This window comes from Schleiferilactobacillus harbinensis (assembly GCF_008694105.1).
Taxonomy (GTDB): Bacteria; Bacillota; Bacilli; order Lactobacillales; family Lactobacillaceae; genus Schleiferilactobacillus; species Schleiferilactobacillus harbinensis.
In genome coordinates, this window is the sequence record NZ_CP041364.1 from 2,202,904 (window position 1) to 2,229,145 (window position 26,242).

Annotated in this window: 23 protein-coding genes and 1 pseudogene; 14 read left to right on the forward strand and 10 right to left on the reverse strand. The window is 53.8% G+C overall.

The annotated features are described in order from the left end of the window. Nucleotides 1-108 precede the first annotated feature (108 nt). From FMM01_RS10965 to FMM01_RS10985, 5 genes are all read left to right on the forward strand, one after another. Nucleotides 109-981, forward strand: coding sequence for an EndoS/ChiA family endoglycosidase (locus tag FMM01_RS10965; RefSeq protein ID WP_150392538.1), 873 nt, complete (start codon nucleotides 109-111; stop codon nucleotides 979-981). A 14-nt stretch (nucleotides 982-995) separates the two neighbouring features. Beyond that, nucleotides 996-1,658, forward strand: a complete 663-nt coding sequence (locus FMM01_RS10970; RefSeq protein ID WP_150392539.1) for a YesL family protein — start codon at nucleotides 996-998, stop codon at nucleotides 1,656-1,658. Then, complete coding sequence (locus FMM01_RS10975; RefSeq protein WP_150392540.1) at nucleotides 1,655-3,877, forward strand: helix-turn-helix domain-containing protein; 2,223 nt, start codon at nucleotides 1,655-1,657, stop codon at nucleotides 3,875-3,877. Before FMM01_RS10970 ends, FMM01_RS10975 begins: the two co-directional genes overlap by 4 nt. 162 nt (nucleotides 3,878-4,039) lie before the next feature. Beyond that, nucleotides 4,040-5,233, forward strand: coding sequence for an MFS transporter (locus tag FMM01_RS10980; RefSeq protein WP_150392541.1), 1,194 nt, complete (start codon nucleotides 4,040-4,042; stop codon nucleotides 5,231-5,233). Next, the gene (locus FMM01_RS10985; RefSeq protein WP_150392542.1) at nucleotides 5,230-6,360 is read left to right on the forward strand and encodes an alpha/beta hydrolase fold domain-containing protein; all 1,131 of its coding nucleotides are present in this window, start codon (nucleotides 5,230-5,232) and stop codon (nucleotides 6,358-6,360) included. Before FMM01_RS10980 ends, FMM01_RS10985 begins: the two co-directional genes overlap by 4 nt. A 133-nt stretch (nucleotides 6,361-6,493) precedes the next feature. Here the strand turns inward: FMM01_RS10985 and FMM01_RS10990 are convergent, their stop codons facing one another. Then, on the reverse strand, nucleotides 6,494-7,237 hold the full coding sequence (locus FMM01_RS10990; RefSeq protein WP_027828255.1) for an SDR family oxidoreductase: 744 nt from the start codon (nucleotides 7,235-7,237) through the stop codon (nucleotides 6,494-6,496). Between the two features lie 117 nt (nucleotides 7,238-7,354). Here FMM01_RS10990 and FMM01_RS10995 point away from each other — a divergent pair, with 117 nt between their 5' ends. From FMM01_RS10995 to adhP, 5 genes and pseudogenes are all read left to right on the forward strand, one after another. Continuing rightward, a complete protein-coding gene (locus tag FMM01_RS10995; RefSeq protein WP_150392543.1) occupies nucleotides 7,355-8,221 on the forward strand; it encodes a LysR family transcriptional regulator in 867 nt (288 codons plus the stop codon). Between the two features lie 71 nt (nucleotides 8,222-8,292). Next, a complete protein-coding gene (locus FMM01_RS11000; RefSeq protein ID WP_150392544.1) occupies nucleotides 8,293-9,210 on the forward strand; it encodes an ABC transporter ATP-binding protein in 918 nt (305 codons plus the stop codon). Continuing rightward, complete coding sequence (locus FMM01_RS11005) at nucleotides 9,197-10,810, forward strand: ABC transporter permease (protein WP_150392545.1); 1,614 nt, start codon at nucleotides 9,197-9,199, stop codon at nucleotides 10,808-10,810. Before FMM01_RS11000 ends, FMM01_RS11005 begins: the two co-directional genes overlap by 14 nt. Beyond that, nucleotides 10,807-11,439, forward strand: coding sequence for a TetR/AcrR family transcriptional regulator (locus tag FMM01_RS11010; RefSeq protein WP_146994784.1), 633 nt, complete (start codon nucleotides 10,807-10,809; stop codon nucleotides 11,437-11,439). Before FMM01_RS11005 ends, FMM01_RS11010 begins: the two co-directional genes overlap by 4 nt. Before the next feature lie 196 nt (nucleotides 11,440-11,635). After that, nucleotides 11,636-12,653: pseudogene (adhP, locus tag FMM01_RS11015) on the forward strand (alcohol dehydrogenase AdhP). 37 nt (nucleotides 12,654-12,690) lie between these two features. Here the strand turns inward: adhP and FMM01_RS11020 are convergent. After that, entirely contained in the window at nucleotides 12,691-13,734 is a 1,044-nt protein-coding gene (locus FMM01_RS11020; protein WP_150392546.1) for an Rgg/GadR/MutR family transcriptional regulator, read from the reverse strand. A gap of 50 nt (nucleotides 13,735-13,784) precedes the next feature. On the opposite strand from FMM01_RS11020, the gene FMM01_RS11025 reads away from it, so the two are divergent. Next, complete coding sequence (locus FMM01_RS11025; protein ID WP_190973347.1) at nucleotides 13,785-15,029, forward strand: MFS transporter; 1,245 nt, start codon at nucleotides 13,785-13,787, stop codon at nucleotides 15,027-15,029. Here FMM01_RS11025 and FMM01_RS11030 read toward each other — a convergent pair. Further along, entirely contained in the window at nucleotides 15,026-15,772 is a 747-nt protein-coding gene (locus FMM01_RS11030; RefSeq protein ID WP_150392548.1) for a sulfite exporter TauE/SafE family protein, read from the reverse strand. The two genes, FMM01_RS11025 and FMM01_RS11030, sit on opposite strands and share 4 nt — an antisense overlap. A gap of 92 nt (nucleotides 15,773-15,864) precedes the next feature. On the opposite strand from FMM01_RS11030, the gene FMM01_RS11035 reads away from it, so the two are divergent. Then, nucleotides 15,865-16,422, forward strand: coding sequence for a TetR/AcrR family transcriptional regulator (locus FMM01_RS11035; protein WP_150392549.1), 558 nt, complete (start codon nucleotides 15,865-15,867; stop codon nucleotides 16,420-16,422). 57 nt (nucleotides 16,423-16,479) lie between these two features. Here FMM01_RS11035 and FMM01_RS11040 read toward each other — a convergent pair whose 3' ends face one another. The 7 genes from FMM01_RS11040 to FMM01_RS11070 all read right to left on the reverse strand — a co-directional run bounded on the left by FMM01_RS11040 (nucleotide 16,480) and on the right by FMM01_RS11070 (nucleotide 22,618). Beyond that, nucleotides 16,480-17,031, reverse strand: coding sequence for a DUF3841 domain-containing protein (locus FMM01_RS11040; RefSeq protein ID WP_150392550.1), 552 nt, complete (start codon nucleotides 17,029-17,031; stop codon nucleotides 16,480-16,482). Beyond that, nucleotides 16,986-17,705 carry a hypothetical protein gene (locus tag FMM01_RS11045; RefSeq protein WP_150392551.1) on the reverse strand — a complete coding sequence of 240 codons (720 nt, stop codon included), beginning with the start codon at nucleotides 17,703-17,705 and terminating at the stop codon, nucleotides 16,986-16,988. Before FMM01_RS11045 ends, FMM01_RS11040 begins: the two co-directional genes overlap by 46 nt. A gap of 99 nt (nucleotides 17,706-17,804) precedes the next feature. Beyond that, the gene (locus tag FMM01_RS11050; RefSeq protein WP_150392552.1) at nucleotides 17,805-19,418 is read right to left on the reverse strand and encodes a WxL domain-containing protein; all 1,614 of its coding nucleotides are present in this window, start codon (nucleotides 19,416-19,418) and stop codon (nucleotides 17,805-17,807) included. After that, nucleotides 19,415-19,666: an LPXTG cell wall anchor domain-containing protein gene (locus FMM01_RS16300; protein ID WP_190973348.1), complete on the reverse strand. Its 252-nt coding sequence runs from the start codon at nucleotides 19,664-19,666 to the stop codon at nucleotides 19,415-19,417. Before FMM01_RS16300 ends, FMM01_RS11050 begins: the two co-directional genes overlap by 4 nt. 43 nt (nucleotides 19,667-19,709) lie before the next feature. Continuing rightward, on the reverse strand, nucleotides 19,710-20,777 hold the full coding sequence (locus FMM01_RS11060) for a WxLIP family cell surface protein (protein ID WP_150392554.1): 1,068 nt from the start codon (nucleotides 20,775-20,777) through the stop codon (nucleotides 19,710-19,712). Nucleotides 20,778-20,844: 67 nt separating this feature from the next. Next, complete coding sequence (locus FMM01_RS11065) at nucleotides 20,845-21,591, reverse strand: WxL domain-containing protein (protein WP_150392555.1); 747 nt, start codon at nucleotides 21,589-21,591, stop codon at nucleotides 20,845-20,847. 202 nt (nucleotides 21,592-21,793) lie between these two features. Beyond that, nucleotides 21,794-22,618: an AraC family transcriptional regulator gene (locus FMM01_RS11070; RefSeq protein WP_027828242.1), complete on the reverse strand. Its 825-nt coding sequence runs from the start codon at nucleotides 22,616-22,618 to the stop codon at nucleotides 21,794-21,796. Between the two features lie 142 nt (nucleotides 22,619-22,760). On the opposite strand from FMM01_RS11070, the gene FMM01_RS11075 reads away from it, so the two are divergent. After that, entirely contained in the window at nucleotides 22,761-24,956 is a 2,196-nt protein-coding gene (locus tag FMM01_RS11075) for an alpha-galactosidase (RefSeq protein WP_150392556.1), read from the forward strand. A gap of 15 nt (nucleotides 24,957-24,971) precedes the next feature. Further along, nucleotides 24,972-26,234, forward strand: a complete 1,263-nt coding sequence (locus FMM01_RS11080) for an extracellular solute-binding protein (protein WP_027828240.1) — start codon at nucleotides 24,972-24,974, stop codon at nucleotides 26,232-26,234. Nucleotides 26,235-26,242: the final 8 nt, after the last annotated feature.

Genomic DNA, 26,242 nt, shown 5'->3' on the forward strand with positions numbered 1-26,242 from the left:
CAATTCAATTAATTGACTTCCCACTCCACGATAATATACTTTGTTTGAACTGAAAACGCTTGATTTTTGTTTTGCACCCTATTATCAGAAAATTTGGAGGCGACTTTTTTGAACAAAGGACAGCCGATCTTGGCCGCTTATTACCGTTCCTGGCGGGATAAATTTTCGGATTCCGCCAACCCAAACTACTTTTCCGATCTGCCCCCGGCAGTGGACATTGCGATTATTTTTCCCAATGACGAAGTTCAACCCGCCTTTTGGGCCCACCTGCCCACGGAGGTCGACACATTAACCGCTAAGGGCACCACCGTATTGCGTACGCTGTTCGTAGATGCCTTGCTGCAGCCGCACTTTCAGTTAGCAGAAGATGCAGCCCCGCTGCTCCCCTTCACTGAAAACGATGCGGGTTACGCCGCCCGGGCTCAGGAAATTCTGACCCGGTACGCGGCTCTGCCTGGCATTACTGGCCTTGTCATTGATGTTGACCATCCGCTCAGCGCCTCAGAAGTCCATCGGGCAGCTGGGGTCTGGCGGGCTTTAGCCGCTCGGTTGCACGATCAAAAGACTGGTAGCGGTATGCTGGTCTTTGACCATGATATCTTGACCGACTTTTCGCCCCTCTTTCCAGCCGTGGCGCCATTCACCGATTATGTCTTCGTGGATTGCTACGGATTGAGCCTCGCTGATGTTGAGCGTCGCTGGGCCGATTATGCTCCGTATATTGCCCCCCAGCAGTTCATACCCGGATTCTCGTTTTATGAAGAACGGGGCGAATACTGGCATGATATTTCTGGTCAGCTCGCCGGCAGCCATGCAGCAGATTTGATTAAGTGGCAGCCGATGGGCGGCACGAAGGGCGGCCTGTTTGCTTACGCTGCCGACCGTGACGGCATTACTGAAGGTAATGATACCTTACAGTACACAGATTTTAATCAATTGAAGAGCATCAAGTCATTACTTCTGCAAAACATGCAACACTAAGGAGGCAGGCCATCATGGAGATGCCCAAGTCCATCCAGCGAATTTATTGGTTAGGCGAACAGATTCTGCTGGGAATTAAGCTGCAACTCTTATTTCTAATTGGTTTTCTAGCCGGCGGTATTATTCTGGGTTTCTTTCCAGCTCTGACGGCAACAATGAAAATCTTATTGCGCCGGTTTTCTGAACCTGCGCGTGACAATCCCCGCCAGAACCAGCTCAACCCGTTATGGCACGAATATTGGACGTATTACCGGCATGTGTTTTGGCAAGTCAATGGCATTTCGGCCATGACTGTCGCTGTGACCGCCATCATCGTGCTCGACTTCGCCGTCAACCGCTTATATTTGAAATCGGCAGTAATTCAATTTGTTCTGGTTGTTCTAAGCGTGCTCGGTTTGTTGTTCTGGATTTACCTTTATCCCGTCTATAATCGATATCAGCTCACTTTTTGGCAATATTTCCGGCAAACCGCCATCATCGCATTGTCGAATATCCGCTATTCTCTGGCCACTTTTGCGGCATTATCTGTCGCCACGGCCATTTTTACCCTGTTTCCGGCATTGTTGACTTTGGCTATCGTGCCACTTTACCTGACACCCATTGTTTGGTTCATCTATCAGGCCTGTGCCCACGTCGAAATGAAAGTCAACTATGCTGGCGGCGGTGATCCGCAATGAAACCAGGCAAGTCGTTGGCTCAGTTTTTCTGGCGGCAAAAGAAAATCTCAACCAGTTATTTTCTATCCTTGATCTTTGTATTTTTGATTCCTTTTGTCATCTTAGCGGTCAGCTTTTTGGTATTTTCCGAAAGCATCCATCAGAACAATCAACAAGCGGTCCACGCAAAAACGCTGGATAATGCCACCAGCGAACTCAATGACCAGTTGGATCATCTCCTCATCGCCGCTCAGCAAATCGGCATGGACACAACGATCAGTACCGATGACGCTCATATCGATACCGCGATTGACCTCCAATCCGCACTTGCCCGCTATCAATTGAGCAGTTCCCTCATTGACAAGCTTTTGGTCTTTTACTATCGGGATCCAGCGCAACTGTATTCGTCGGACGGGACATATGATATTGATGCTGCCCTGTATAAATACGGCCTCGCGAACACTGAGAAGATGCCCGGTAAATTTCAAACATTATACACTGACAAACCCTTGGTGCTAGCAGCCAAAGGTGAAGGGCTCAATGGCGATCTCAACATTCTGGTTCCCGCCGCCGGTTCTCTAGGCGGTGCACCCTACGCCACCATTATTTTCCATCTCAACGGCAGTACGATCCAGCACATGCTGGATCAATCCGTCGGTGCGTCTGATCAGCTGCTTGTGCTGGCCCACGATCAGCAAGTCTTAGTCAGCACAGACTATGGCAGACTGAAGTTGCGCGATTTAGCCGCCGGAGCGGCCCCCGTCCCGCTGACCCAACTCACTGCTGCTGCGCGGAAAAACGGTATGCAGACCACCACTGCCAGCGCCACGGGGGATTTCTTCACAGTCACCTCAATTGCCAGCAAAGCACACGTCGCAGCCGTGTTTGGCGACTTTGTCGGCCGCTATTTCTGGATCTTGATTCTTCTAGGCGGCATCGGATTTCTATGTATCCATATCCTTGAGCGGCGCCAATATCAGCTGATCGCCGATATAGAGAAGAAATTTCCCGCACCAGCCACCGCTTCAGCTGGCCTATCGGAACAGGAACAATTACAGCGCACCATCACGACGTATGTTCAGGCCCATCAGACAATCGAGCAGCAGGCCCTGCAGCAACTCCCCTTTGTCCGGGAACAGGTATTTCAATCGCTGCTAACTGGACGGGTCGGTTTACCGGCTGATCTGACAACAAAATTGCAGCTGGCCCAGGTCAGCCTGCCATTTCGCTTTTTTACTGTTGTTCTATTTCCGGCAGCTACAGATGAAACCGTCGATCATATTGGCCAATTCGTCATACACACTAATTTTGCGTACTATGTGACGGCGCCGATTGGCAACAATCAGCGCGCCATCGTGTTAAATCACGGCCAACGGGCCAATAGTCAAGCGCTGCTTGCTGAAATTGTCACTGCAGATGATTGGCAAGGTATCGCGGCTTTCTACTTGGGCGGTACGGTCGATAGTATCCGCGAAATTCATACTAGTTTTATTCAGGCCGCTTCGTGCCTGCTGACCACTGAACCGACTCCCAATCAGAAATTCTACATCTTCCGACACTTGCCAAAAAAGGCTATGACGCCGGCCTTTTTAGACACGGCCGATCAACTCAAACTGGATACGGGTATGTTAAATGGTAATCCGCAGATGGCACTGGCTGCTTTTGAAGACATATTTGCCGCGGTGCGCACCGCCTTTGACCCAGACATGCAGTTTGACCTCGGCTCAGCCATGCTCATTACCCATATTCTCCAGGCTGATTATCAGATTCATCATCGCCTTAATGAGCCATTATTGCGCAATCTGCTTGCCAACGAATCACTGGCAGATCGGCATTTGATTCTCAATCAGGCTGTCCAAGATATTGCAGAGGCCGCTTTGAGCCAAGAAAAACGAATCACTGCCAACAAAGACGCCAATTTAGAACAGTATATTGTAAGCCACGCCGCTTCTCCTGATTTCTCCTTATCCGAAGTTGCTGACCATTTTGGGCTATCGCTGCCCCATGCCAGCCGATGGGTCAAAGATGTCACCGGGCAAACTTTTACTGCGTATTTGCAGCAATTGCGTTTTGACCGAATCAAAGAAGCGCTGGTTGCCACAGACGCCCCCATCAAAGATATCATTGAACAGAGCGGCTATTATGATTTGGCCAATTTCACTCGTAAGTTTCGCTCAGTCGTCGGTCTGCCCCCTGGCCAATATCGAACAGTAATGCGGCAGAAAGGCCAAGATGCATAATTGAATCACTGCGGCATTCGGTGACCCCGCCGAGTGCCGTTTTTTGTCGGTGGTCAAAACTCAAGAAAACTGAGACCTTTTGTTCAGACTGCCCAACCGGCCGCTTCCTTATACTGTACTTGGAAAGCGGTTTCCATTATTTCGGCATCAAGGAGGTTTTCTATGGCACATCAAAACCGCGACCAGCCGCTCTTCAAGCTGGCGCTGCTCTCATTATCCAGTATTTTAGCCATTGCCCCGTCACTCGGTCCGGCCATCCCGGAGGTGGCCAAGCACCTGCCCGGCGTATCAGCCGCGAACATTGAGATGCTGGTTACCATTCCGAACTTGGGTATCATGATTTTTGTCCTCGTCAGCGGCTTTTTTGCCAGTCATCTCGGCGAAAAACGGATGATCATGCTTGGGCTGCTGGTAGCGACGGTGGCCGGATTGGCACCGCTGGTCACCAATAATTATTTTGTCATCCTTAGTTCCCGCTTCCTGCTCGGTGCAGGTATCGGTTTGGTCAATCCTTTGGCCTACAGCCTGCTCAACATTTTGTACACCAGCAATGAGTCGGCTACGCTGCTGGGCTATGCCAACGCCATCACGTCGCTGTGCGGTGCGGTGACTGCGGCGGTGGCCGGTTATCTGGCCTTGATCAACTGGCACGCTACTTTCCTGATTTATCTGCTGGTCTTGCTGCTGCTAGGGCTGTTCGCCTTGGCTATTCCCCGCGACTTCTTGGGGGATGCCCAAACACCGGCGGAGAAAGCTGCACCAGTTACAACCAAAACCTGGGTGGGCTGGCCCGTCTTGCTGCTGGCGGTCGGCCTGTTTCTGTTCTATGCCCTATTGTTTGCGTTATATATCAAGGTGCCGACCGCACTGATTGAAAACCGAATCACCACGCCCGGGGCGGCTGGTTTGATCGTATCCTCATTTACGATTGCCGCGATGGTTGTCAGCCTCGGCTACGGCCAAATTTATCGGCATCTTGGCCACTACACTATCCTGATCAGCATGCTGGGCGTCGGGATCACGATGATGCTCCTGGCCGAGAGCCGGACCGCCGGGCTGGATTATCTGATCAGTGCCTGTTCCGGTGTCTTCTTTGCCTCCACCCTGCCTTATGCCTTTATGCTGGGCGCCCAAATTTCGCCGGCGCATGCCGAAAATCTCACGTCGTCAATTCTGCTGATTGGGATCAACCTTGGCGTCTTCTTGTCGCCCTATCTGTTCAACTTGATGAAGCTGATCCACCCTGATCTGAGTGCCAATACCAGTCTCCTAATTGCCGGAATGGGGATCGTTCTTCTCGGGCTGGCCTTCTTCTTTGCCAGCACTACCGCCAGAAAGGAAGCGCCTGTACAATGAACACATTTTGGACCCCCACCATGCAAACCTATTACCAGCAACTGCAGAATCTACAAGATTTCAGTACAGTTGACCAGGACCAGGGCGTCACTCGTCTGGACCGGCGAATCACCGCCGCCCCCGACGGACATTTTGACCCGCTGATTGCCGCCTTTGAAGGCCATGACCCGCAGCCGCGTGTCGTTCATATTCAAGCGCCGGCCCACTTTTCACCCCAAAACGACGCCCAGCAGCAGGCTCTGGCGGTGCGTCAAACCATGGGCATTCTAAATGTGAACCTCGCCCCAACGATCACAGAAGAAACACTCTCCACCGCAGTCCCGATTACCGTTTATCAGCGGCCTTATGCCGCTCAGCGCCAATGCCTGATTTTCCTCCACGGCGGCGGTTTTATCGGCGGTTCGGATGCTGTGGTGGCCAATTTCTGTAAAGGTCTTGTGGATCACAGCGATGGCCGGTTGGCAGTATTCAACGTTAATTACCGGTTGGCGCCGGAGGCAACTCTGGACGACATGCAGCGGGATGTTGATTTGGCCGTGCGCTGGGTCCACGACCACGCCGCGGACTACCACGCCCCCGCCGATGCACTGGCCATTGGCGGCGACAGTGCTGGGGCGACCTTAGCCTTGGAAGCCGCGTACCACGACCGGGTGGTTAACCGCCACTGGCTTACCCATGAGATCCTCATCTATCCGCTCATATCCTTCACTGCCCGGACTGAAGTGTGGCCGCTGGCCAATTACCACGTGGCCCCAACAGACGAGGCGCGCCTAGCCGATCGGTTAACCGGGATGGTCCAGCTGCGTAAAATGCTGATCAATATCTATCCTGGCAACCGTACCCTGCGCGACCCGCTGGTTTCACCCGGGGAAATCTCCGACGATTGGCTGCGCATATTCCCGGAGACCTTGCTGATGACCCCGGAATTTGACTACTTGCGGCCCCAAGGCGAAGCCTTTGCTCGCCACTTAGGCGCTTTGGGCGTCCCAACGACGGACGTCTGCTACCGGGGGATGGACCACGCCTTTATTGATAAATACGGTATCTATCCCCAGGCCGAAGATGCGGCGATGGTGATCAATCATTGGTTAGATATCTCCCAAGGAGGAAAAAATGAAGTCTTTTAAGAAAATGGTTCTGGCCGGCGTCCGTTAAAGGATAAGATCATTCAGTAAACTACCATTTGTATCATACTGTAAATAAGCCCCATCACTCTCTGGATTTCCAGAAAGCGATGGGGCTATTCATATGCCAGCTAAATTACCACGGCTGGTTCGTCGGTCCAATCGTGAACTCATTAACATTGGTGTCCGCCGGCTGGTCAATGGCAAATGCCACGACATTAGCCACCCGGTCCGGACCGATCTCGTAGGTATCATACAGCTGCTGCATGCCTTCCGCGGTACTCTTATCCGTGATCGTCTTCAGCAATTCTGTCTTGATTGCCGCCGGGTAAATGGTGGCGGTGCGGATATTGGCGTGGTCTTGCGCACATTCCATCCGCAGCGTTTCCATCAAGTCCCGCACGGCCCACTTGGTGGCGCCGTATACTGCCCCGCCGGGATAGGCTTTCAAGCCGGCCACAGATGACGTGGCAATAAAATGGCCGGATTTTTGCGCTTTGAAACTGGGCAGAGCTGCAGCAATGCCGTTCAACACGCCCTTGATATTGACGTCCACCATTGCATTCCATTGATCCGTCTGCAATTCTTTCATCGGCGAATTCGGCATCAGCCCGGCATTGAGGAACATGACGTCGATTCGGCCGAAGGTATCCTTGGCCTTTTGGACCAGAGCCGCATTGTCTGCTGGCTTAGTCACATCGGTCACTTGATAGACTGCATTCCCGCCCTGCGCCGTAATGGCCGCAGTGAGTTCTTTCAGCTTATCTTCCCGTCGGGCCCCAAGCACGACTTTGGCACCCTTTTTCGCCAGCAGCATAGCCGTGGCCGCTCCGATCCCGCTGGATGCGCCGGTAATGACAACAACTTTGTCTTTGATCATCCATATGACCCGCTTTCTTAATTGATTACTGTCTATGCTACGAGCCAGATCGGCCTCTGTCTAATACTTATATTGTCTAGTAAACTATGATTAGAATGCATAGGAGGCTGATTGCTTATGGAATTATGGGTACTCAGGTACTTCACGGCGGTGGTCACTGAACGCAATATTTCCCGCGCTGCAGAAAGGCTGCATGTTTCGCAACCGACCATTTCCAGACAATTGCAAGACTTGGAAGACGAACTCGGTGTGACGCTATTTAATCGCGGCAGCCGAACGATTGAATTAACGAAGGCCGGGGAGTACTTCGCCGCCCAAGCCCGGCAGATCCTTGCCCTTACAGACAAAACTGTGGCCAACATCCAGCAAGACCAGGGCATCACTGGCGAGGTCTTCATCGGCAGTGCCGAAGCGCCAATGATGGCCACGGTCGCCAAGGCCATTCAGACGCTGAGCCAAACTGCCCCACAGGTGCAAACCCACTTATACAGCACGGATGCCAATGATGTCCGCCGCCGGATGCAGGCTGGCCTTTTGGATTTCGGGGTCGTCATGGAACCCACAGACAAAACCGGCTATCACTTTCTGCAATTGCCCGGGACAACGCAGTGGGGCGTCCTTGTTCGGCGGGATTCAGCCCTAGGGCAAAAGTCAGTCATCACCCCCGCTGATCTCCAAGGCCAGCGGGTAATCATGTCGCAGCAGAAAGGGGCCGCGGCGCTGATTGCTGACTGGCTGGGTACCAGCACGATCCAGTACACCACCGTGGCGACGTACAACTTGTTATATAACGCGTCGCTGCTGGCGGCGGCTGGAGTCGGGACGGTGCTGGCTTTGGCCGGCATCATCAACACCGCCGCCACCAACCTGATCTTCGTGCCACTCAGCCCAACCGTGGCCGTCCACGCTAGCCTGATCTGGTCCCAAGACATGCCCCTCTCCCCGGCTGCCGCAGCATTTCTCGCCGCCATCAAAAAAGATTGACTGTTCAGTCAATAATTATTGACTCATGGGTCAATGGGGTCTACACTCTGCATCGAGGAGTTGAGGAGAACATGGCAACGAATATTATTGAACTCAATCATGTGAAGAAAAACTTCGGCCGGACCCAGGCCTTGAAGGATGTCACCTTCAATCTGCCTGCCGGTCAAGTACTAGGATTTCTCGGTCCCAATGGCGCAGGAAAATCCACCACGATTCGGATCCTGCTGGGGATGCTCAAACGTGACGGCGGCGACGCCACGGTCTTTGGCGAAGATCCGTGGCACAACGATCTGGCGATCCATCCGCGGATCTCGTACGTCCCCGGGGATATCTATCTGTGGCCCAACCTGTCTGGCGGCGAGATCATTGACCTGCTGCTGCGGCTCAACGGTCAAGATCACAACACCAAGACCGATGCCCTGATGCAGGAATTTGAATTTGATCCGAAGAAGAAGGCCCGCACCTATTCCAAAGGGAACCGGCAGAAAGTCGCGCTGATCGCTGCCCTATCCCAAGATGCCGAGCTCTACATCTTTGACGAACCGACCTCTGGTCTGGACCCGCTGAACGAACTGACTTTTCAACAGGAAGTATTGAAGCTGAAGAAAGCCGGTAAGACCGTGCTGTTATCCAGCCATATTCTGTCGGAAGTCGAAAAAATGTGCGACGCCATCGTCATCATTCGGGAGGGTAAAATCATTGAACAGGGCAACCTGGCCCAGCTGCAGCATCTGTCCCGCCTGCGCATCCAAGTCCAGACGGACAAACCGCTGAGCGCGCTGCAAAAGCAGCCTGGGGTCTATGACTGGCACGAAACCGATGCCCATACCCAAGCCGATTTCGCGGTGGATCACGATGCGTTAGCCGCCGTACTGGCCGCCCTGACACCGCTGGGTGTTGTCGACTTGCAATCGACCCCGCCAACTTTGGAAGATCTGTTCCTGCACTATTACTCCGATCAGGGGGTGAGCCATCATGCTGCGCAGTGATCGCCACGTCGGCTTCCTGCTTCGGGCGAACTTGAAACAGAATCTGAAGTATTCACTGGTTTGGATCATCATTCTAGAAATGATGGTGGCCAGCGGCGCTTTCAAAATGCAAACGATCATGGAATCCACCGGCAAAGGCGTGCAGGATCTGCTCAACATGCTGAGAATGCCTGGCATGGCCGGGCTGTTCGGGGCGATGCCCAAAGGGGTTACCTTGAATTCCGCGACCGTCTTTGCCGGCGTCATGATGGTCTTCATGGTCATCCTGGACGCCCTGTATGTCATGCCGCTGATGGTGAAGAACACCCGCGGACAAGAAGAAAGCGGCCTGTTGGAAATGGTCCGGGCCCGCACTGTCGGCCGGACCGCGGCAGTGGCCGCCGCCCTGTGCGAACTGGTCATCGTCAACGTCATTCTGTTCGTACTCTATGTCGGCACCATCGTCAGCCTGAACTTGAAAGGGGCCGATTTCAATGGCACCTTCCTGTTCACTCTCGCCTTGATCGCGGCTAATCTGATGTTTGGCGTCTTCACCCTGCTGATTGCCCAACTGGCCAGCACCGCCCGCGGCGCCAACATGATCGCCTACACCGTCCTCGGTGCGGCGTATCTGGTCCGCACGGTGACCGATATTGAAAACACTGATTGGACCTGGCTGTCGCCCATTGGCTGGGCACAAAAAACCAACGCCTATTCCGATAACAATTACTGGCCCGTCCTGCTCATGTTTGGCGTCACCCTGCTCTTAGCAGCCGCCGCCTGGCAATTGGCCAAAAGCCGGGACCTCGGCACCGGTATTCTGCCAGAACGTGCGGGCCGGGCTCGTGCCGCTGGTTATCTGCGCTCTATCCCGGCGCTCCTGTTCCGCACCACCTGGGGCGTTGTCCTCGGCTGGCTGATTGGGGCCGTGGTCGCTGGCGGCATCTTTGGCGGTGTATTGAACAGTGTCGGCGATATTTTGAAAACCAATCCGCTGTACCGCCAAATGATGAGCGTCACCCAGGTCAACGCGGCGAACAAAACCATGGTGCTGTCCTTCCTGGCGCTATATATTCTGTTGTTTGTCGCCTTCGGAGTCGTCGCTGGTGCCCAAGTCGTCTTTCGGCTCAAGGAAGATGAAGACAAGGGTTATCTCGGCGTGATCCATGCCACGAAGCAAACCCGGCAGACCATCAGTCTCAGTTATTACCTGATTGGTCTAGCGGTCTCCCTGGTCGTATTCGTCGTCGGCATCCTGATGGTCTACTACACGGGAAATGCATCTTTGAAAGACCCGCTAGCGGCAGAATACCTGACGCGGATGCTCGTTGCCGGCCTGCCCGCGGTCTTTGCCCTGGTCAGCTTGGCGACTCTTCTAGTCGGCTGGGTGCCGCGACTCAGCGCGGTCTTCTGGGCCTATATGGGCATCGGCCTGCTGGTGCAAATGTTTGGTTCACTGCTCAACCTGCCCAAGGATAGTGGGAAATTCTCACCTTTTGGCTGGCTCAATCAGGCGCCGCTGCATGCTGTGCAAACACCATGGTTAAGCGCCATGATTATCATCACCGTCGTCTTCCTCATTCTGGGTGTAATCGGCTACCGCCAGCGTGACGTCGCATGAAAGACGTGACGACTGATCCGCAAAAAGTTGAACGGATCCTACACACGGCCATGGTCGACTTTGGCCAGCAGGGTTTTCTTAAAACCAAAACGGACGATATTGCCGCCCAAGCTGGCGTCTCGAAGGGTCTGCTCTTCCATTACTTCGGCAGCAAGCAGGGGTTGTATATTGACACGTACCACACCGCCTTTGACCGGCTCTACACCATCGTTGACCAGCAGGTCTGGACTGACGCCACCAGTTTGACCGACATGGTTACCCGGGCGACGCGCTACAAGATCAAGCTGCAATTGCAGTACCCCGTCGAATTCCGCTTCCTGATGCAGGCCTATATTGACACGCCCCACTTTCCGCCGCGATTGCAGAAAGAAATGAGTACGATGATGCAGCGCACGCAGGAAATCGGCAATCAGTATATTGCCGGTATGATGCAGAAAATCAAGTTGCGGCCGGGAGCCCGCATGGCCGACGTGCTCGCCGTAGTCAACGCTGTGACCAGCAGTATCATGGTCCAGGCCGAAAAAGACATCGCGAGTCACGGGTATACGAAAATTGAAGAATTGGAATCACTGATTGAAGATATCAATCGGCAGCTGACCATTGTGGAGCATGGTTTTCTGCCCGATTAGTCGGCTGTTGTTAACGGTCCTGGATGCATTCTTGCGGGAATGGTTCAGGGCCGTTTTTGATTTGTCAATTTCAATAACCGTTGTTCTCCATCGATGAAAATGGTGGACGATCCCCTTGTGCAGTAACGAAGCGACTTGTTACGCTGAGTTTATCTCAAAATAGCGTTTTCAAGTCACGAAAGGGATGACGGAAGTTATGAAAGCAGCAGTAGTGCGCGCCAACTCCGATGGGTACGTGGACATCGTTGACAAAGAGCTGGGAGAACCCGGTTACGGTGAAGTGAAACTCAAAATGGAATATTGCGGTTTGTGCCACACCGATATTCACGTGGCCTCCGGGGATTTCGGCGCCGTGCCCGGCCGGATCATCGGCCATGAAGGCGTCGGCCGGGTGGTCGCCCTGGGACCAGGCGTCACCAGCCGCCACTTGGGCGAACGGGTCTCTGTGGCCTGGTTCCAGTCCGGTTGCGGCGACTGCGAATACTGCAACACTGGTAACGAGACCCTGTGCCGGGCCGCTAAGAATTCTGGTTTCTCCGTGGACGGCGGGATGGCTGAAGAAGCCATTGTCGCCGCCGACTACGCGGTGCCCGTGCCGGATGATCTGGATCCGGTCCAGGCCACGTCCATCACCTGTGCCGGCGTAACCATGTACAAGGGGCTGAAAATGACGGATCCCCATCCCGGCGAATGGGTCGCCATTGTCGGGGTCGGCGGCCTGGGCAATCTGGGCTTGCAGTATGCCCGCAATGTCTTTGGCCTGCACACCATCGCTATTGATACCAGCGATGAGAAACTGGCCAGTGCCAAGGAACTGGGGGCCGACATGACCCTGAATCCGTTACGGGATGATATCGTTCAGATCATCAAGGACAAAGTCGGCGGGGTCCATGCCGCCGTAGTTTCTGCGGTGAACAAGACCGCCTTCGATACCGCCATCGAAACCCTGCGGCCCATGGGCCGGCTCGTGAGCATCCCTGCCGGAGGGTGACATGCAACTGAACATCATCAAATCTGTGTTGGATGGTATTGTTGTGGTCGGCTCCCTGGTCGGTACCCGCCAAGATCTGCGCGAAGCATTCCAGTTCGCCGCCGAAGGCAAGGCTGTACCGATCGTGCAGACGCGACCATTAAGCGAATTGAACGCGATGATTGACGACATGAAAGCCGGCAAGATCATTGGCCGGGATGTGGTGGATTTCTCCCTGGCGTAATTCTCTAAAAATCCTGCCTCTGGGCGGGATTTTTAGGTTATAGAAAATAGGCCCCCTGGTCCGGCACATCCCGAAAGTGGCGTACATTCGCTAGGATCTCCGTGTAATGCTGGGCAGCCTGGGGCTGATTCAGGATATGCTCGATGCTGATGGCTTGGCGGCACGTCTTGACCCCTTCATCCTCATCTCCAGCTACCAATGTATACCAGCCGCGGCAAAAGAGCAGCCGGTTGGCGTGGGTCAAATCGTGTTCCGCTTTGAGTACCTGGTCGATCAGGGTCAGTGTTTCTTTGGCCCACGCGAGCTGGCGGGCATTGATGAAGTCCGAAAAGAGTCCAAAGAGTAAATCGTAACGCAACCCTTGAATCGGCGAAAAACTCTGGTATTGAGCGGAGCGCCTCACGGCGATGGGCAGCAGCTGATGCTTCGTAGCATTGGGAATCGCGGTATGCAGCAAGAGAAAAAAGAGCAGTTCGAAGTAACCCCAGTTCTCGATGCTATACACGTAACTGACAAAAGGCTGGGCGATTTTTTCGACTTGCGCCAAAGTCTGGGACAAGCTACGGGCCGCAGCGTCTTTGCTTGATTCACTGCGGTTCACCTGGATGATCATCTGATAAAACTGAATACCCAGGGCCATGAACCGCTTCTTGCGGGTGACCGGCGGCCGCAAATACTGATCGATTTCTGTCTGCAACTGGTCGATCACCGCTTGGGGCTGGACCTGTTTGGTCAGATTGGCTAATTGTTTCATACGATTAATGAATGCAGCGTCAATTTGGCTGTTAAAACGGTACGCCGACATGGCGGTCTGACCGATTTCTCCATTGTGCCAAGCGCGGAGAAAGAGAAACTCTTCCAGTGAAACATTGATTCGGCCGAGCAAATACTCAAAGCGCTGAAATGTCATGTCCGCCAACCCGCGTTCAAACTTGCTGATGGCCGCGATGGAGATCTGATCACTGGCAATCTCGGTGAGGGTGAGATGCCGGTCTCGCCGCAGATTTTTGAATAATGTCCCATTGGCAATCATGTCGGTCCGCCTTTCTTTTTTCCTATAGTAAAATTGTACCATGGCCATGCAGAAACCTCCTTAAACTGAACTTACAAGCGTTCAAGGAGGTTTTTCCCATGCACGATTACTTGCACAACCGCGGCTACCGCGCTCTGATCACTGCCAGTGTACTCAGCGGCATCGGCGATAGTTTATACAACATTGTTTTCATTATCTATGCCAGTACCACGCCATTCAAAACACTGGCCGTCTCGTTGGCGTCCATGGCCACCTTTCTGCCTAACTTATTAAGCATGGTCACTGGCTACTGGGCGGATGAAACACCCCGCAAGACCCGTTGGATGATTCTCACCCGGCTGGTCCAGGCCGCGTTGTTCGGTGTGCTGGCGGTGGTGATCACATTGCCAGCTACAGTACCGTTATTTCTGCTGTTATTGCTTGTCAACATCGTTTCCGATACTTGCGGCCAATACAGCAGCGGCTTGATGCTGCCGCTGTATAAGCATCTGTTGCCGGCCAGTGAGCTGAATGCGGCCTTGAGTTTCTCCACCGCGGCCCGGACCACCGTGCAGACAGTCTTCCAGGGCGTGGGCGCGACGGTGATTGTCCTGCTGAACCACAACTATGCCCTGTTCGGCTTGCTCAACGCGGCCACGTTTCTGCTCAGCGCCGGGGCGCTGATACGCCAGCGGCGGACCTTGCAGGCTGCTGAGCCGAAACGGGCAGCCGCTCTGCACCAGCGGCTGCCGCTGATACAGAGCATGCGCCGTACGCTGGCCTTTTTGCACCACGACCGCTTTCTATTTATCCTGATCATCTTCGCGCTGCTGATCAACATGCTGATGACGGCCAATGCTGGCATAATGTCGGTCACCCTCTTGTCCACGCCCAATCTGTGGCTGAGCAATTACGGCTACACCGTGGCCGTGCTGAGCATGACGTCCTCCATCGGCCTCATCCTCGGCTCGCTTTTCGCCGCTGACGGCTTGCAGAAACTTTCCCTGATGCAGCTGCTGGCCCTCAGTTTGGGTGCCGAGTTGCTGTTGGCGATCGCCTTCCTCGGCCAATGGTCCACGGGCTTGATCATCGGCAGCCTCTTCATTTCTGGTTACTTGATGGGCAAAATCAATCCGCGGATCAATACCCTGCTAATGATGCGCGTCCCAGAACACCAACTGGCCGCCATGGCCGGCGTAGTCAGTATGGTGACTTTAATTGGTGCGCCAATCGGTCAAGCTGTCTTCCTGAGCATCGCCAATGGCATCAATCCCGCCGCTAGTTGGCTGGCGTACGGCGGGTCGACTGCCGTGCTCCTGATCGTCACGCTGATCACGGCGAAGAAAGTGCCGGAAGAAGCTTAAAACACGGTCTTTACGCCCATGATCATCAGCAGAACCGCGATGAACAACTTAAGATACCCCTGGGTGTGCGCATTCTGACTCAATTTATTCAATAAGAAAGGTGCCAGCAAGGCCCCGCCAATCGCGCCAATCATTAACCCAATGCCGGCAGTCCAATCCACGCGGCCGCCAGACAGATGCAATAGGGCCCCCACCAACGTCATGCCTACCAGCACGTAGGACGAAGTACCGACTGCGGCAAACATATCGAGTCCCATCAGCAGCAAGCCGGCCAGAATCGGCCCACCGCCGCTCAAGCCGGCGACACCTACCATTAAGCCGCTCAAAACCCCGTACAGACTGGCCTTCAGCCGGCTGGGCTGGGCGGTGTCCCGCTTACTGCCGTGATTGCGTTGCATAAAAATTTGAACGCCCAGCAGAAACAAAATCACGCCGACGATCCACTGACAAACAGTAGCTGGAATGTACGGCGAAATCAGCGACCCGACAATCACTGCCGGCAAAGCGGCCACTAGCATCTGGTTGCCAAGTTGGAAGTTGATCTTGCCCTGCCGGAAATAGCCGAACGATCCGATGACCAGCGATGGCAGGGCAGTAATCAGCGACGTGGCCGCTGCCCGATCCGGCGCTAAATGAAAGACGGCAGTCAGCACGCCTAAGTAAATGGCCGCGCCACCACCGCCCATGCTGATGACAAACAGACCAACAATGAAACCAACGGCAATGAGCAATACAATATTCACGATAAAGTTCCTTTCAAGGTCCCACTTTTCTATTTACAAGTTGTAATTATAGGTTACACTATGTATTAGTCAAGCCGAAAGGAGCGTTTATCGTGTCACGCCAAGTTCTCTCATCAGAAAAAATCATTGCCCAAACCATAACGCTGATCACCGCCGACCAGATGCCGACGTTCTCAAATATTGCCCGCGCCCTGGGAACTCGATCCCAAGCCCTGTATAGTTATTATCCCAATCAAGATGCACTGCGCGCGGCGGTTTTCTTGCATGGTGTCACCGAACTCACCGAGGTGCTGAAGACTGAGCTGTTCGGTTTATCCGGCCGGGCGGCGATTTTGAGATTTGCCCAAGTCTGCCGGACTCTGGGGCTCAAGAATATTCGACTCACCCGCTTCATCCTGACAACCCCGCGGCATTTGCAGGAAGGCACGGCCACTACCGCCGTGGTTGCGTTGAACGACCTATTAATGCGGTTATGTGCAGTCTACAGCACTGATCAGGCCGACCAAATCGTCATCGCCCGGACTCTGCGCAACTTGATCGTGGGTGAGGTGATCAACGTTGGTGCCGGATGGTTTCATAATACTGCGATACCGGCAAGTACCAGTTTTGATCGGATGATTGCGCAGTATCTGGATATGTTAGGAAATTAAAAAGACTGATGCCGATTTCCTTGGATGGAGAAATCGGCACCAGTTTTCGTTGTGCGGTTAATATTGCCCGCGGAAATATTTCACTTTTTGAATCCATTCGCGGCGAATGTAGGGGAAGACGACTTGGTCACCAGAATATTTCTCGTTGTAGAAGTCATGGGCCACCAGCCATTGTCGATCAAATAGTGTTTCCCAGTCCTGAGTAATAGGCATATCTGTGTTATTTCGATGAAATCGTAATTCACTCAATATATAGTGCCATCCATCAAAATTACTGGCAAGAATCAAGTCATCTGGTACTTCCGCCCAGATACGTACAGAAGCCGTCCGAGGATCATTCAATCTTTTGTACTGCATGTCTTCAAAATGGGGACTGGGCCAGCCCCAAAGTAATGCCTTTGCTGGCGGTAATGGCTGTACACGCTGACTATATTGACCCCGCATCCATTGATATGCCCGACCAAATTGTGCCCAATCATCGTCCCGCCATATTTCCCGAGTCCGCGGCGTTGTCAATACGTCACTTCGTTGTTTCAGAAAAGATCGCCGTTGAAAAGTTTCGATTAGGATTTTCTGCCGCCTCCTTGACTGCGCCGCCACGATTCCCATTCAAAATACCGCCCGCGGGGTGCCCCGGTCTTACCATATAACGACAACGAATTCCCGCGCTTCACCACAGACTGCATTCTCGGTATTGCCGAAGGTGTCGACGGCATCTCGAACAAGCTCACTTCCGTAGCTGGAATTCCATCTGTGTCTTGTTCTGGCCACAGCAAAGTGTGCATATCAGACGGCAAGACCGTGGGTGCCCTCCATTCGGCCGGATTGCCTACATCGGAGATGGCATCCCACACATCATCGTTATCCTCCGTTGATCCGGTAAAAATACCAAAGCAGAGCGTTTCCTCAGGTTGCAGTCCCCGCAATAGATCGAGGACAATACCTTGTTCGTCTGCTGCACACTGAATGTATGACGCCTGCCGCAACGGATCCGGTACTGCAGCCAAGGCAGCGACATAGTTATTGCCGCTGCCTTGACGATAAACTACTTGATACGCACTGTCGTCAGAACTTTCGTCATCGTAATCCAAGTCAGCATTCAGCAAATGCATCACCAACTCGTCGCCGACCTTCAGATGGTCTGTTGCAAAAGTGACTTTGAGCATCCGATCAATCATCGACAATGACGGCTGATATGCCTGTACTTGAAATGGCAGCCGTGATTTGTTCAAAGTCAGTATTACGGTCACATTGTCCACAGTGAGTTCCCGCAACCAAGCCATTACCGTCTCTCCCTCCCCAAATAATGATATTGTAGCGCGCCATAAACGAGAAAGCACCCCAAACTCCACATATGAAGTTGAGGTGTCTACGTGTTCAAATCAAGGTGCCTGCGTCAGTGTCCAAGTCAGATTGGATTGGTAGTTCCCCGTCAGCATGAAACTGGTCTGGGGCACTTGCAGGGTCGTCGCACTATTGAGATTGCTGGAATAATTCGTCGTTTGGTTAGCCAGCACTGTGACCGGTGCTGCCGCGTCCCCAGTTGGCACAGACACGACTTGTGATCCGCCGTTAGCCAGCGGCACGGCCAGCGTCAATGTCGGATTAGTGGGCAGCGACAAACCGGACAACTGATGGGTAAAACCGCTGGCCTGAACTGATAAGTTCCAGTTTTGGCCCACGGTTTGCACCGCCAGAAAGCCGGTATTATTCCCGTCGTAAGTGCCATTGCCAACCTGAGCAGCCGATGCGGAATAACGCAACGTCACACCGCCAGCTTGATAGAAATCGCCAATCAATGGCGTCCGGAATGCACCGTTGGCGTATGCGAGAAAACGCAAGTTAGGCACGGCGATGAGCCGGGATGCTGGTGTCATTACGACCAAGGGGGCCAGGTTCGACCGCCAAGTCACTGTATTGGATCCGCTCTTTAAAATAATGTTCAGTTGCAGGTAGTACCGGTCAGCTACCGGCGGCTTTGCGACGTTTGCCCAAGAAAACGATGGATTATTAAGTACCGCTGACGTCGATACCTTTTGCCGATTGGCATTATACACCGTCCATTGGTAACTCGGGGTCATGCCTTCAGGAAAGATAATATCGTTTAGCGTTGCGGGCGAATATGAAAAGCTGCGGCCAGCGATGGCATCCTGCCGCACCAAGCCGCCGACCGTCACCTGAGTCGTGCCGCCAACCGTACCCGGAACAACGGTATTCGTTGCGTTTGCCCCAATAGTTACCGGCAATCCATTGTCGTAATTTAACCGGGCGTCCGCTGCATTGGCGTCGATTTGGGCTGAAGTAAAGTTGGTGGTTAGCCCCGTCATGGGCGACAAACTGCCCGTAGTTGCCGCAGGGGGTGTCCAGGTGACTACGGAAGTACTATCCGGCGGCAGTAAATTAGCATCAACCGCCGTACTTTCCCCCCAGAAGATCGTTGGCCGCTTGGGTGCCGGTCTGATGCTTTCAGCGTCCTTAGGGGCGGCGGCGACATTCACTGTGATCATGTCACTATATGATGTGGTGCCGCTGCTGTATGTTACTGAGAATTGAAAGTAATACGTACCAACATCCAGATTGCTTAAATTATAGGCAATTGTCGCTGTCGGCTTTGATTTCGCGATAGAGGACGTTAAGCCCGCATTGGCCCATTGGCCATTTCCTTGGTAAACACGGGCGTTGACACTAGTGATGTTATACCCGCCCACCCATTGATCAGAAAAGGTCGAGACCATACTTGCGCTTGCTGTGGTGCCCTTGACGAAGTTCACATCTGCCGGCTGTTTGGTCAAGCCATTACTAATTAAGTAAGCACCAAATATTGGGCCAATAGACCAGCCGGCAGCAGATTTCGGATGTTCACCTTGACTCGGCACATCCGTTGCTGCCATCACCGGTTGCAGCGCCAGTGGCCCAGCGGTGTTCGTCAATAAACTGCCGCTCGCCACCATCCCTAAACTCAGTGCCACCAGGAGCTTCAACAGAAATTTCTTCACTGTTGCCGCCCCCTCTTCCGTAAATGCCAGCTGCCCATTCCCGTCAAAATAACCAATTCCACCCCAATAATGACCAGCCAAGGGCTGGTCTGTTCATTCAATTGGGGAATATGCCCAGTGTCTTTGTCTCCGCCGGGCTTAATACCTGATTCCGGTAGTGTTTCATCACCCTTGGGCGGCACGGTGCGGTCATCCACAACCGTGAACTGAGCAGTGCTGTCCGCGGCCCGCGCTTGATCGGGGGACACTACCTGGCCCAGCATAAGACCGCAACTCAAAATAAGGCTTGCTTTAAGAATGGTGCGCATCCGCCGTGTCATTTTTATGCCCCCTTCGCACGCCGAGGAGGTAGAGACCATAACCGGCAATGAGCACGGCCAAGGCGATAGCCGCCCAGATAAGCCACTTTTGCCATGGCGGCTGCCGGTTGCCCGCATTATTCGCGCCGGCGAGTTTCGCCGCCTCTTTGTCGGTCACGGTGAAGTTGCGTTTAAACCGCCAGGTCTTCCCCTCTGCCTGAACTGTCATCGTCAATGTGTAATCCCCAGCCGGAATTCCCTTTTCATCGCCCAAAATTGGTGCGTCAAAGTTGGAATTCGGGGCCATGGACCCGTCCTTCAGTTTGTACTGATAAATCGTCTTCGTCTCGCCCTGCTTGGTGATTTTGGCATTGATCGTCATGCCGCGAAAAAGCTGCGGGGCACGGTTCTGTATCCGGGCCAAAATTGCCGGGTGTTTATTGCTCACTCCCGGCCGGACTTGCTGCAGCTTGAGATCCGGGGCCAACGTCTGGGTCGGATTCTGACTCAGAATGATGCCCACTGCCATCGCAAATTTATTGTGCAGGCCAAACTGGCCCGTGGTGCTTTTTTCTTCGGTTACATCCAGCGCATGAATACTGCCAAGAATCTGGCCCTTGAATCCAGCTTCTGGAATGATGTATTCGAAGGTAGCCACTTTGCTTTCGTCCGGCGGAATGGTGATCGTTACCGGTTTAGAAAATAACCGATTCAGCGGGTGCGCCAGTGTCGGGTCCACCTTTTTGGGGCTTGGCGAGTAATTGATTTGGCCAGCGTCGCTCGTGGTGGCGGCCGTCGGTGTCAGTTGGATCTTCCGAGTATTGGTTTTACTCGTGTTTTGCACCTGAACACTGATTGACCCTCTTTGCCCTGGGGTCACCTTCAAGACGAAGTAACCCAAAGTCTTGTCCGTTTGGTTGGCTGGATAAACCGGCGCCAGATAGAATTGCGCGCCAGTCGCTGCGTCGTCCGCCCGCACCGTGTTGGTTGATCCGAGCATCAGCAGCGGCGTCACCAAAAAGATCATCAGCAGCACGATCCAGCGCTTTTTAATGACCATACTGATCCTCGCTTTCTTATTAAGTAGTGATGACGGCGAGTACCGTCATCTGAAACTAATTCAGACGTTATGCGCCAGCGGTCAAAGTCCAAGTAATGTCCGACTGATAAATCGCACTTGCCGGAATATAAGCACTTTGGCCAGGGAACTTTAAGCTCGCGTTAGCCGCGGTATTGACATCCCAAGTTGTGGACCCTTTACCTTGATCAGCACCGGTAGCCGTCGCTACATCAACAGGGGATGCGCCAATGCCGTTACCTTCCAGGGAGACTGTCCCGTTCACTTGGTTGGTCCCCGTGGCTGCTAAGGATAATGTGATCCCCGTCAGCGCCGGTGCACCGGCTGTCTTGGAAGTAAACTGCGTGCCCAGCGTAGTCGATAAAGTCCAGCCGCCGGTGATCCCGCGCAGGTCATTAACAATCAGTTTGCTAGAACTGTTCCCGTCAAACGCAGTCACGTTTTTAGACGTGGCATCAGTGTCTGCACTGCTCACCAAGTTGTTTTCCAGCGCCTTATCACCGCTGCTAACGATCGTTGTCAGCGGGATCTGGCCAAAGTTCAAGTCAGGTACGGCGATTAATTGCAATGTGCCGCCCTCAACTGTGAACTGGGCCGTTGATTTAGCCGTGGCCGCACTGTTGCCCTGAGCCGCCTCAAAGAACTTTTGACCACTGGTCACGCTGGTGTTGGCGCTCAAGTTGTAGTCCGCCGTCCCCGGGCCAGGGCCGTCCGCGTGTACCGTTGCAGCCGGTACCAATGCCCCACTAATCCCCAAGAGCGCCGCTGCAGCAAGTGTTGCATACGTGCGTTTCATAAATACCTCTCCTCTCAAACGTGTAAAACATTATGTGAAATCCTTACACTATTATTATATCGAACATCCCACTACCCTAGCAACCGCTCTACGGTCTAAAGCGGCAGCCGTGGCGTTTCTATTTTCATTCCCGCTCAAAGAATAATTTGATATTTTTTCAGGAAACAGCAGCAAAATCAGTCCGCTTCAAGGCGTGTTCAGATTATTGCCGATATTCCCGCGGGCTCGCTCCCACCGCCCGCTTGAACGCTTTCGAGAATGTAAACGCATCCTTGTAACCCACCCGAGCGGCCACCTCATCCACCGCATTATCAGTCGTGCGCAAGAGCTGTTTTGCCTCGTCCATCCGCATTTGGGTTAAATATTGCTGCGGACTCATCCCGACAAACCGGCGAAAAAGAGTATACAGATAGGTTCGGGACACATGCAGTGCGGTGCAGACGTCGGTGACATTGCAGCGCCGCGGGTAATTCTGGCGCATAAAAGCGACGGCCTGGTTCATCGTGGCGGTGGCGCCGACCCGTTCCTGCGCCCCTTTCCCCGGAAATTCCGTTAATAGGGCATAAAACATTGCGTACAGCTGGCTCTGGACCTGCAGCTCATTGGCCAAAGTTGCCGCCCGCCCGCTGTGCAGGCCCTGAAACAACGCCGCGAACTGCTCCTGAAAGGCACTGCCGTCAACATGCCGCAGCCAATACTTATCCGCTAATCCGCTGCGGTCGAACAACTCCCCCAAATGCATGCCGGTCAGCCCGATCCATTCGTAGGCCCACGGGTCTTCCCCATCGGCCTGGTAAAAGCAGGGTACAGATTGCGGCAGCAAAAAGCAATCCCCCGCTCCCAGCGCCACGGATTTGCGGCCGGCACTGGCGAACCGGCCCTTCCCGGAAACAATGTAATGGAGTACGTAGCTGTCCCGCACGTTGTTTCCCCCGAACGCATAGTTAGGGCGGGTCTGCTCTCGACCATAAAAAACAACGTTACAGTCTACATGTTCAATATCGACCCGCTTGTATTCAAACTCCATCCGGCTTCCTCCTAATATATCTGTCAAAATGTTCACTTATCATTATGCCATGGAATAGGCCGGCACCGCCATGTTTTTCACTGCGCATAATCCGTACACTAAGCAGTATAGAAAACGGTTGCACTAAACAGGAGGATTTTTCATGGCAGACTTGATTGCATTTGACGCAAAAACGCAGGTATTCCATTTGCATAACCAGCAGATCAGCTACATATTCGCCATCGAAGACGGCGGTGTGCTCGGCCACTTGTACTTTGGCCAAGCGGTCGCCGGTTACCACGGTGAACGGCGCTACCCTCGCAAGGATCGCGGCTTTGCCGGCAACTTGCCGGTGGCCGAGCCGGAACGCGGCTTTTCGTTAGACACTCTGCCCCAAGAAATCAGCAGTCGCGGCGAAGCGGACTTTCGCATTCCAGCCTTCGTGATTCGTCAGGCCGATGGCGCCCAAGCCAGTCGTTTTGTCTATGCGAGTCACCGAATCGTCCCGGGCAAACCGAAACTGCCCGGTCTGCCTGCCGCTTATGTGGAATCACCCGATGAAGCGGCCACCCTGATCGTGACCGTCGTGGACCAGCCTAGCCGCTTACAGGCTGACCTGTACTACACCATTTACCGCGACCGGGCAGTCATTGCCCGCTCCGTGTGTTTCCGCAATCCGGCTGATCAGCCCGTCGTCACTTTGGAACAGGCTGCGTCGGTCCAACTCGACTTCCCCGCCGGCGACTACCGCGTACTATCGCTCCCCGGCGCCCACGCCAACGAACGTCATCTCCAGAAAGAAGTCGTTGGTTACGGAATCAAACAGTTTGCCAGCACCCGCGGCACCACCAGCCACCAAATGAACAACTTCATCGCCCTCACCGCCCCGGACGCTGATGAATTCCACGGCGATGTATATGGCATCGACTTAGTTTATTCCGGCAACCACGCCCTCACGGTAGAGAAAGATCAAATCGATCAAGTCCGAGTCGTCGCCGGGATCAATCCCGCTGGTTTCACCTGGGAACTGGCCGGCGGCGCTGAATTCCAAACGCCGGAAGCCCTCCTCGTTTATTCCCACCAAGGGCTGAACGCCATGAGCCAGACTTACCACCGCCTGATTCGGGAACGCGTGGTCCGCGGCCGCTACCGCGACCAAGAACGGCCGATCCTCGTCAATAATTGGGAGGCCACCTACTTCGATTTTAATGAAGCAAAATTGCGCCCTATCGTGGATGCCGCCAAGAAACTGGGCATCGAAATGTTTGTCTTGGACGACGGCTGGTTCGGTCACCGGGACGATGACACCACCTCTCTGGGCGACTGGGTCGTGGACAGCCACAAGTTCCCGCTGGGCTTGAAGCATTTCGCCGATTACGTCCATAACCAAGGTCTGAAATTCGGCCTCTGGGTCGAACCAGAGATGATTTCCAAGGACTCTGACCTCTATCGCGCCCACCCCGATTATTTGTTAGCGGTACCAGGACGGGCACCATCGCCGAGCCGCTTCCAATATGTGCTAGATTTAAGTAGGGAGGATGTACGCGCCAATATTGCCGGCCAGCTTTCTGACTTGCTTGATCAGGGTTACATCGACTACATCAAGTGGGACATGAACCGGCATCTGAGCGACATCTATTCCCACGCTTTGCCGGCTGCCCGTCAAGGAGAAGTGCTCCACCGCTATATGCTGGGGCTCTACGCGCTGCTGGAAGAGCTGACCACCAAGTACCCTGACGTATTGTGGGAAGGCTGTTCCGGCGGCGGCGGCCGGATTGATACCGGTTTTGCTTACTACATGCCGCAATCCTGGACCAGCGACAACACCGATGCCATTTCACGCTTAGGCATCCAATATGGTACGTCTCTGGTCTACCCGCCCAACACCTTCACCGCGCACGTGTCGGTCAGTCCAAACGAACAGACTGGCCGCAGCACGTCGCTGGCGACGCGGGGCAACGTGGCGATGAGTGCTGTGTTCGGGTACGAACTGGACCTCACCAAGCTGACGAAAACAGAACAGAAACAAGTCGCGGCCCAAGTCGCCGCGTACAAGCAGATCCGCCCGCTGATCCAATTCGGCCATTTTCTCCGGCTGGAAAGCGGCAATGATTATGCCTGGATGTTTGTTTCTGCCGACCAGAACGAAGCGCTGCTGTTCACGTTCCACCTGCTGAACAACGGCCAGCCGGCGTTCCATATCGTAAAAATGGCCGGACTGGATCCGGCAAAGCAGTATGAAGACACTGCCACCCACACCGTTTATGGCGGCGACGAGCTGATGCACATGGGGTTATATCAGCCCTTACAGCGGCAGGACTTCACGACACACCAGTATCATTTCAAAGCGATCAATTAAGAGGAGTGGGAGATTATGAAGCATTGGTTGACAAAGATCCTCGGCATCAGCCTGTTAGCCGCCAGTACCACCTTGCTGCTCAGCGCTTGCGGCAGCAACCAGAACAGCAGTAACGGGACAACCACCATCGAATTCTTCAACCAGAAGAAGGAAATGTCCACGACCTTGCAGCAAATTGCGACGGACTTCGAGAAGAAGAATCCGAAGATCAAGGTCAAAGTCACAAACGTCCCTAACGCGGGCGATGTATTGAAGACCCGGGTGCTCGCTGGTGATGTGCCCGACGTCATTAACATCTATCCGCAAAACATCGATTACCGGGAATGGGCGAAAGCCGGCTATTTCGAAGATATGACGAAGGCCCCTTACTTAAAGAACATCAAGAACAATTACGCCCAGCAATTCGCCATTAACGGCAAGGTCTATAACGCACCGCTGACTGCCAACGTGTACGGGTTCTTTTACAACAAAACCGCCTTTGCCAAAATGGGGCTGAAAGTACCAGAAACTTGGGCTGAATTCGAAGCCCTCGTTAAACAGATCCGTGAGCAGGGCAAGACGCCCTTCGCTCTCGCCGGGACTGAAGGCTGGACACTGAACGGCTATCATCAGTTGGCCCTGGCCACCGTTGCCGGCAGTGCGAAGAAAGCCAATCAAGTTTTGCGGTTCAGTCCGGTGAACGGTATCAAAGCCAGCAACCCGGTCATGCAGCAGGATTTCAACCGGCTTGATCTGCTGCGCAAGAACAACGCCGCCCAGAATAACTGGCGCGGGGCCAGCTACAACGACGCCGTCGTGGCCTTCACCAAGGGCGATGCCCTGATCATGCCCAACGGCTCCTGGGCCTACCCGGTTATTCAGCAACAGAAACCCAAGTTTAAGGTCGGCACCTTTGCCTTCCCGGGTAAAGAAAAGGGTGAAAGCCTCACCGTGGGTTCCGGCGACTTGGCCCTGTCCATTTCATCCAGTTCCAAACACAAAGCCGCGGCTGAAAAGTTCGTGGCCTACATGACTACGCCCCAAGCGATGCAGAAATATTATGATGTTGATGGGTCGCCATGTTCTGTCATCGGTGTCAAGCAGGCGGGCGTCAATTCGCCGCTGGGCGGCATCACCAAGTACGCCTTTACCAAGCATCAATTCGTTTGGCTGGCCCAGGATTGGACCAGTGAGAATGATTTCTTCACACTGACCACCAACTACCTGTTGAACGGCAGCAAGTCGGATTTGGTGAACGCGTTGAACGCCTTCTTCAATCCGATGAAGGCCAGCAATTAAGGAGGGGG

Coding starts and splice junctions, on each gene's coding strand:
- FMM01_RS10970 (WP_150392539.1), top strand. CDS start 996: ATGGAGATGCCCAAGTCCATCCAGCGAATTTATTGGTTAGGCGAACAG.
- FMM01_RS10975 (WP_150392540.1), top strand. CDS start 1,655: ATGAAACCAGGCAAGTCGTTGGCTCAGTTTTTCTGGCGGCAAAAGAAA.
- FMM01_RS10980 (WP_150392541.1), top strand. CDS start 4,040: ATGGCACATCAAAACCGCGACCAGCCGCTCTTCAAGCTGGCGCTGCTC.
- FMM01_RS10985 (WP_150392542.1), top strand. CDS start 5,230: ATGAACACATTTTGGACCCCCACCATGCAAACCTATTACCAGCAACTG.
- FMM01_RS10990 (WP_027828255.1), bottom strand. CDS start 7,237: ATGATCAAAGACAAAGTTGTTGTCATTACCGGCGCATCCAGCGGGATC.
- FMM01_RS10995 (WP_150392543.1), top strand. CDS start 7,355: ATGGAATTATGGGTACTCAGGTACTTCACGGCGGTGGTCACTGAACGC.
- FMM01_RS11000 (WP_150392544.1), top strand. CDS start 8,293: ATGGCAACGAATATTATTGAACTCAATCATGTGAAGAAAAACTTCGGC.
- FMM01_RS11005 (WP_150392545.1), top strand. CDS start 9,197: ATGCTGCGCAGTGATCGCCACGTCGGCTTCCTGCTTCGGGCGAACTTG.
- FMM01_RS11010 (WP_146994784.1), top strand. CDS start 10,807: ATGAAAGACGTGACGACTGATCCGCAAAAAGTTGAACGGATCCTACAC.
- FMM01_RS11020 (WP_150392546.1), bottom strand. CDS start 13,734: ATGGCCATGGTACAATTTTACTATAGGAAAAAAGAAAGGCGGACCGAC.
- FMM01_RS11025 (WP_190973347.1), top strand. CDS start 13,785: ATGCACGATTACTTGCACAACCGCGGCTACCGCGCTCTGATCACTGCC.
- FMM01_RS11040 (WP_150392550.1), bottom strand. CDS start 17,031: ATGGGAATCGTGGCGGCGCAGTCAAGGAGGCGGCAGAAAATCCTAATC.
- FMM01_RS11045 (WP_150392551.1), bottom strand. CDS start 17,705: ATGGCTTGGTTGCGGGAACTCACTGTGGACAATGTGACCGTAATACTG.
- FMM01_RS11060 (WP_150392554.1), bottom strand. CDS start 20,777: ATGGTCATTAAAAAGCGCTGGATCGTGCTGCTGATGATCTTTTTGGTG.
- FMM01_RS11065 (WP_150392555.1), bottom strand. CDS start 21,591: ATGAAACGCACGTATGCAACACTTGCTGCAGCGGCGCTCTTGGGGATT.
- FMM01_RS11070 (WP_027828242.1), bottom strand. CDS start 22,618: ATGGAGTTTGAATACAAGCGGGTCGATATTGAACATGTAGACTGTAAC.
- FMM01_RS11075 (WP_150392556.1), top strand. CDS start 22,761: ATGGCAGACTTGATTGCATTTGACGCAAAAACGCAGGTATTCCATTTG.
- FMM01_RS11080 (WP_027828240.1), top strand. CDS start 24,972: ATGAAGCATTGGTTGACAAAGATCCTCGGCATCAGCCTGTTAGCCGCC.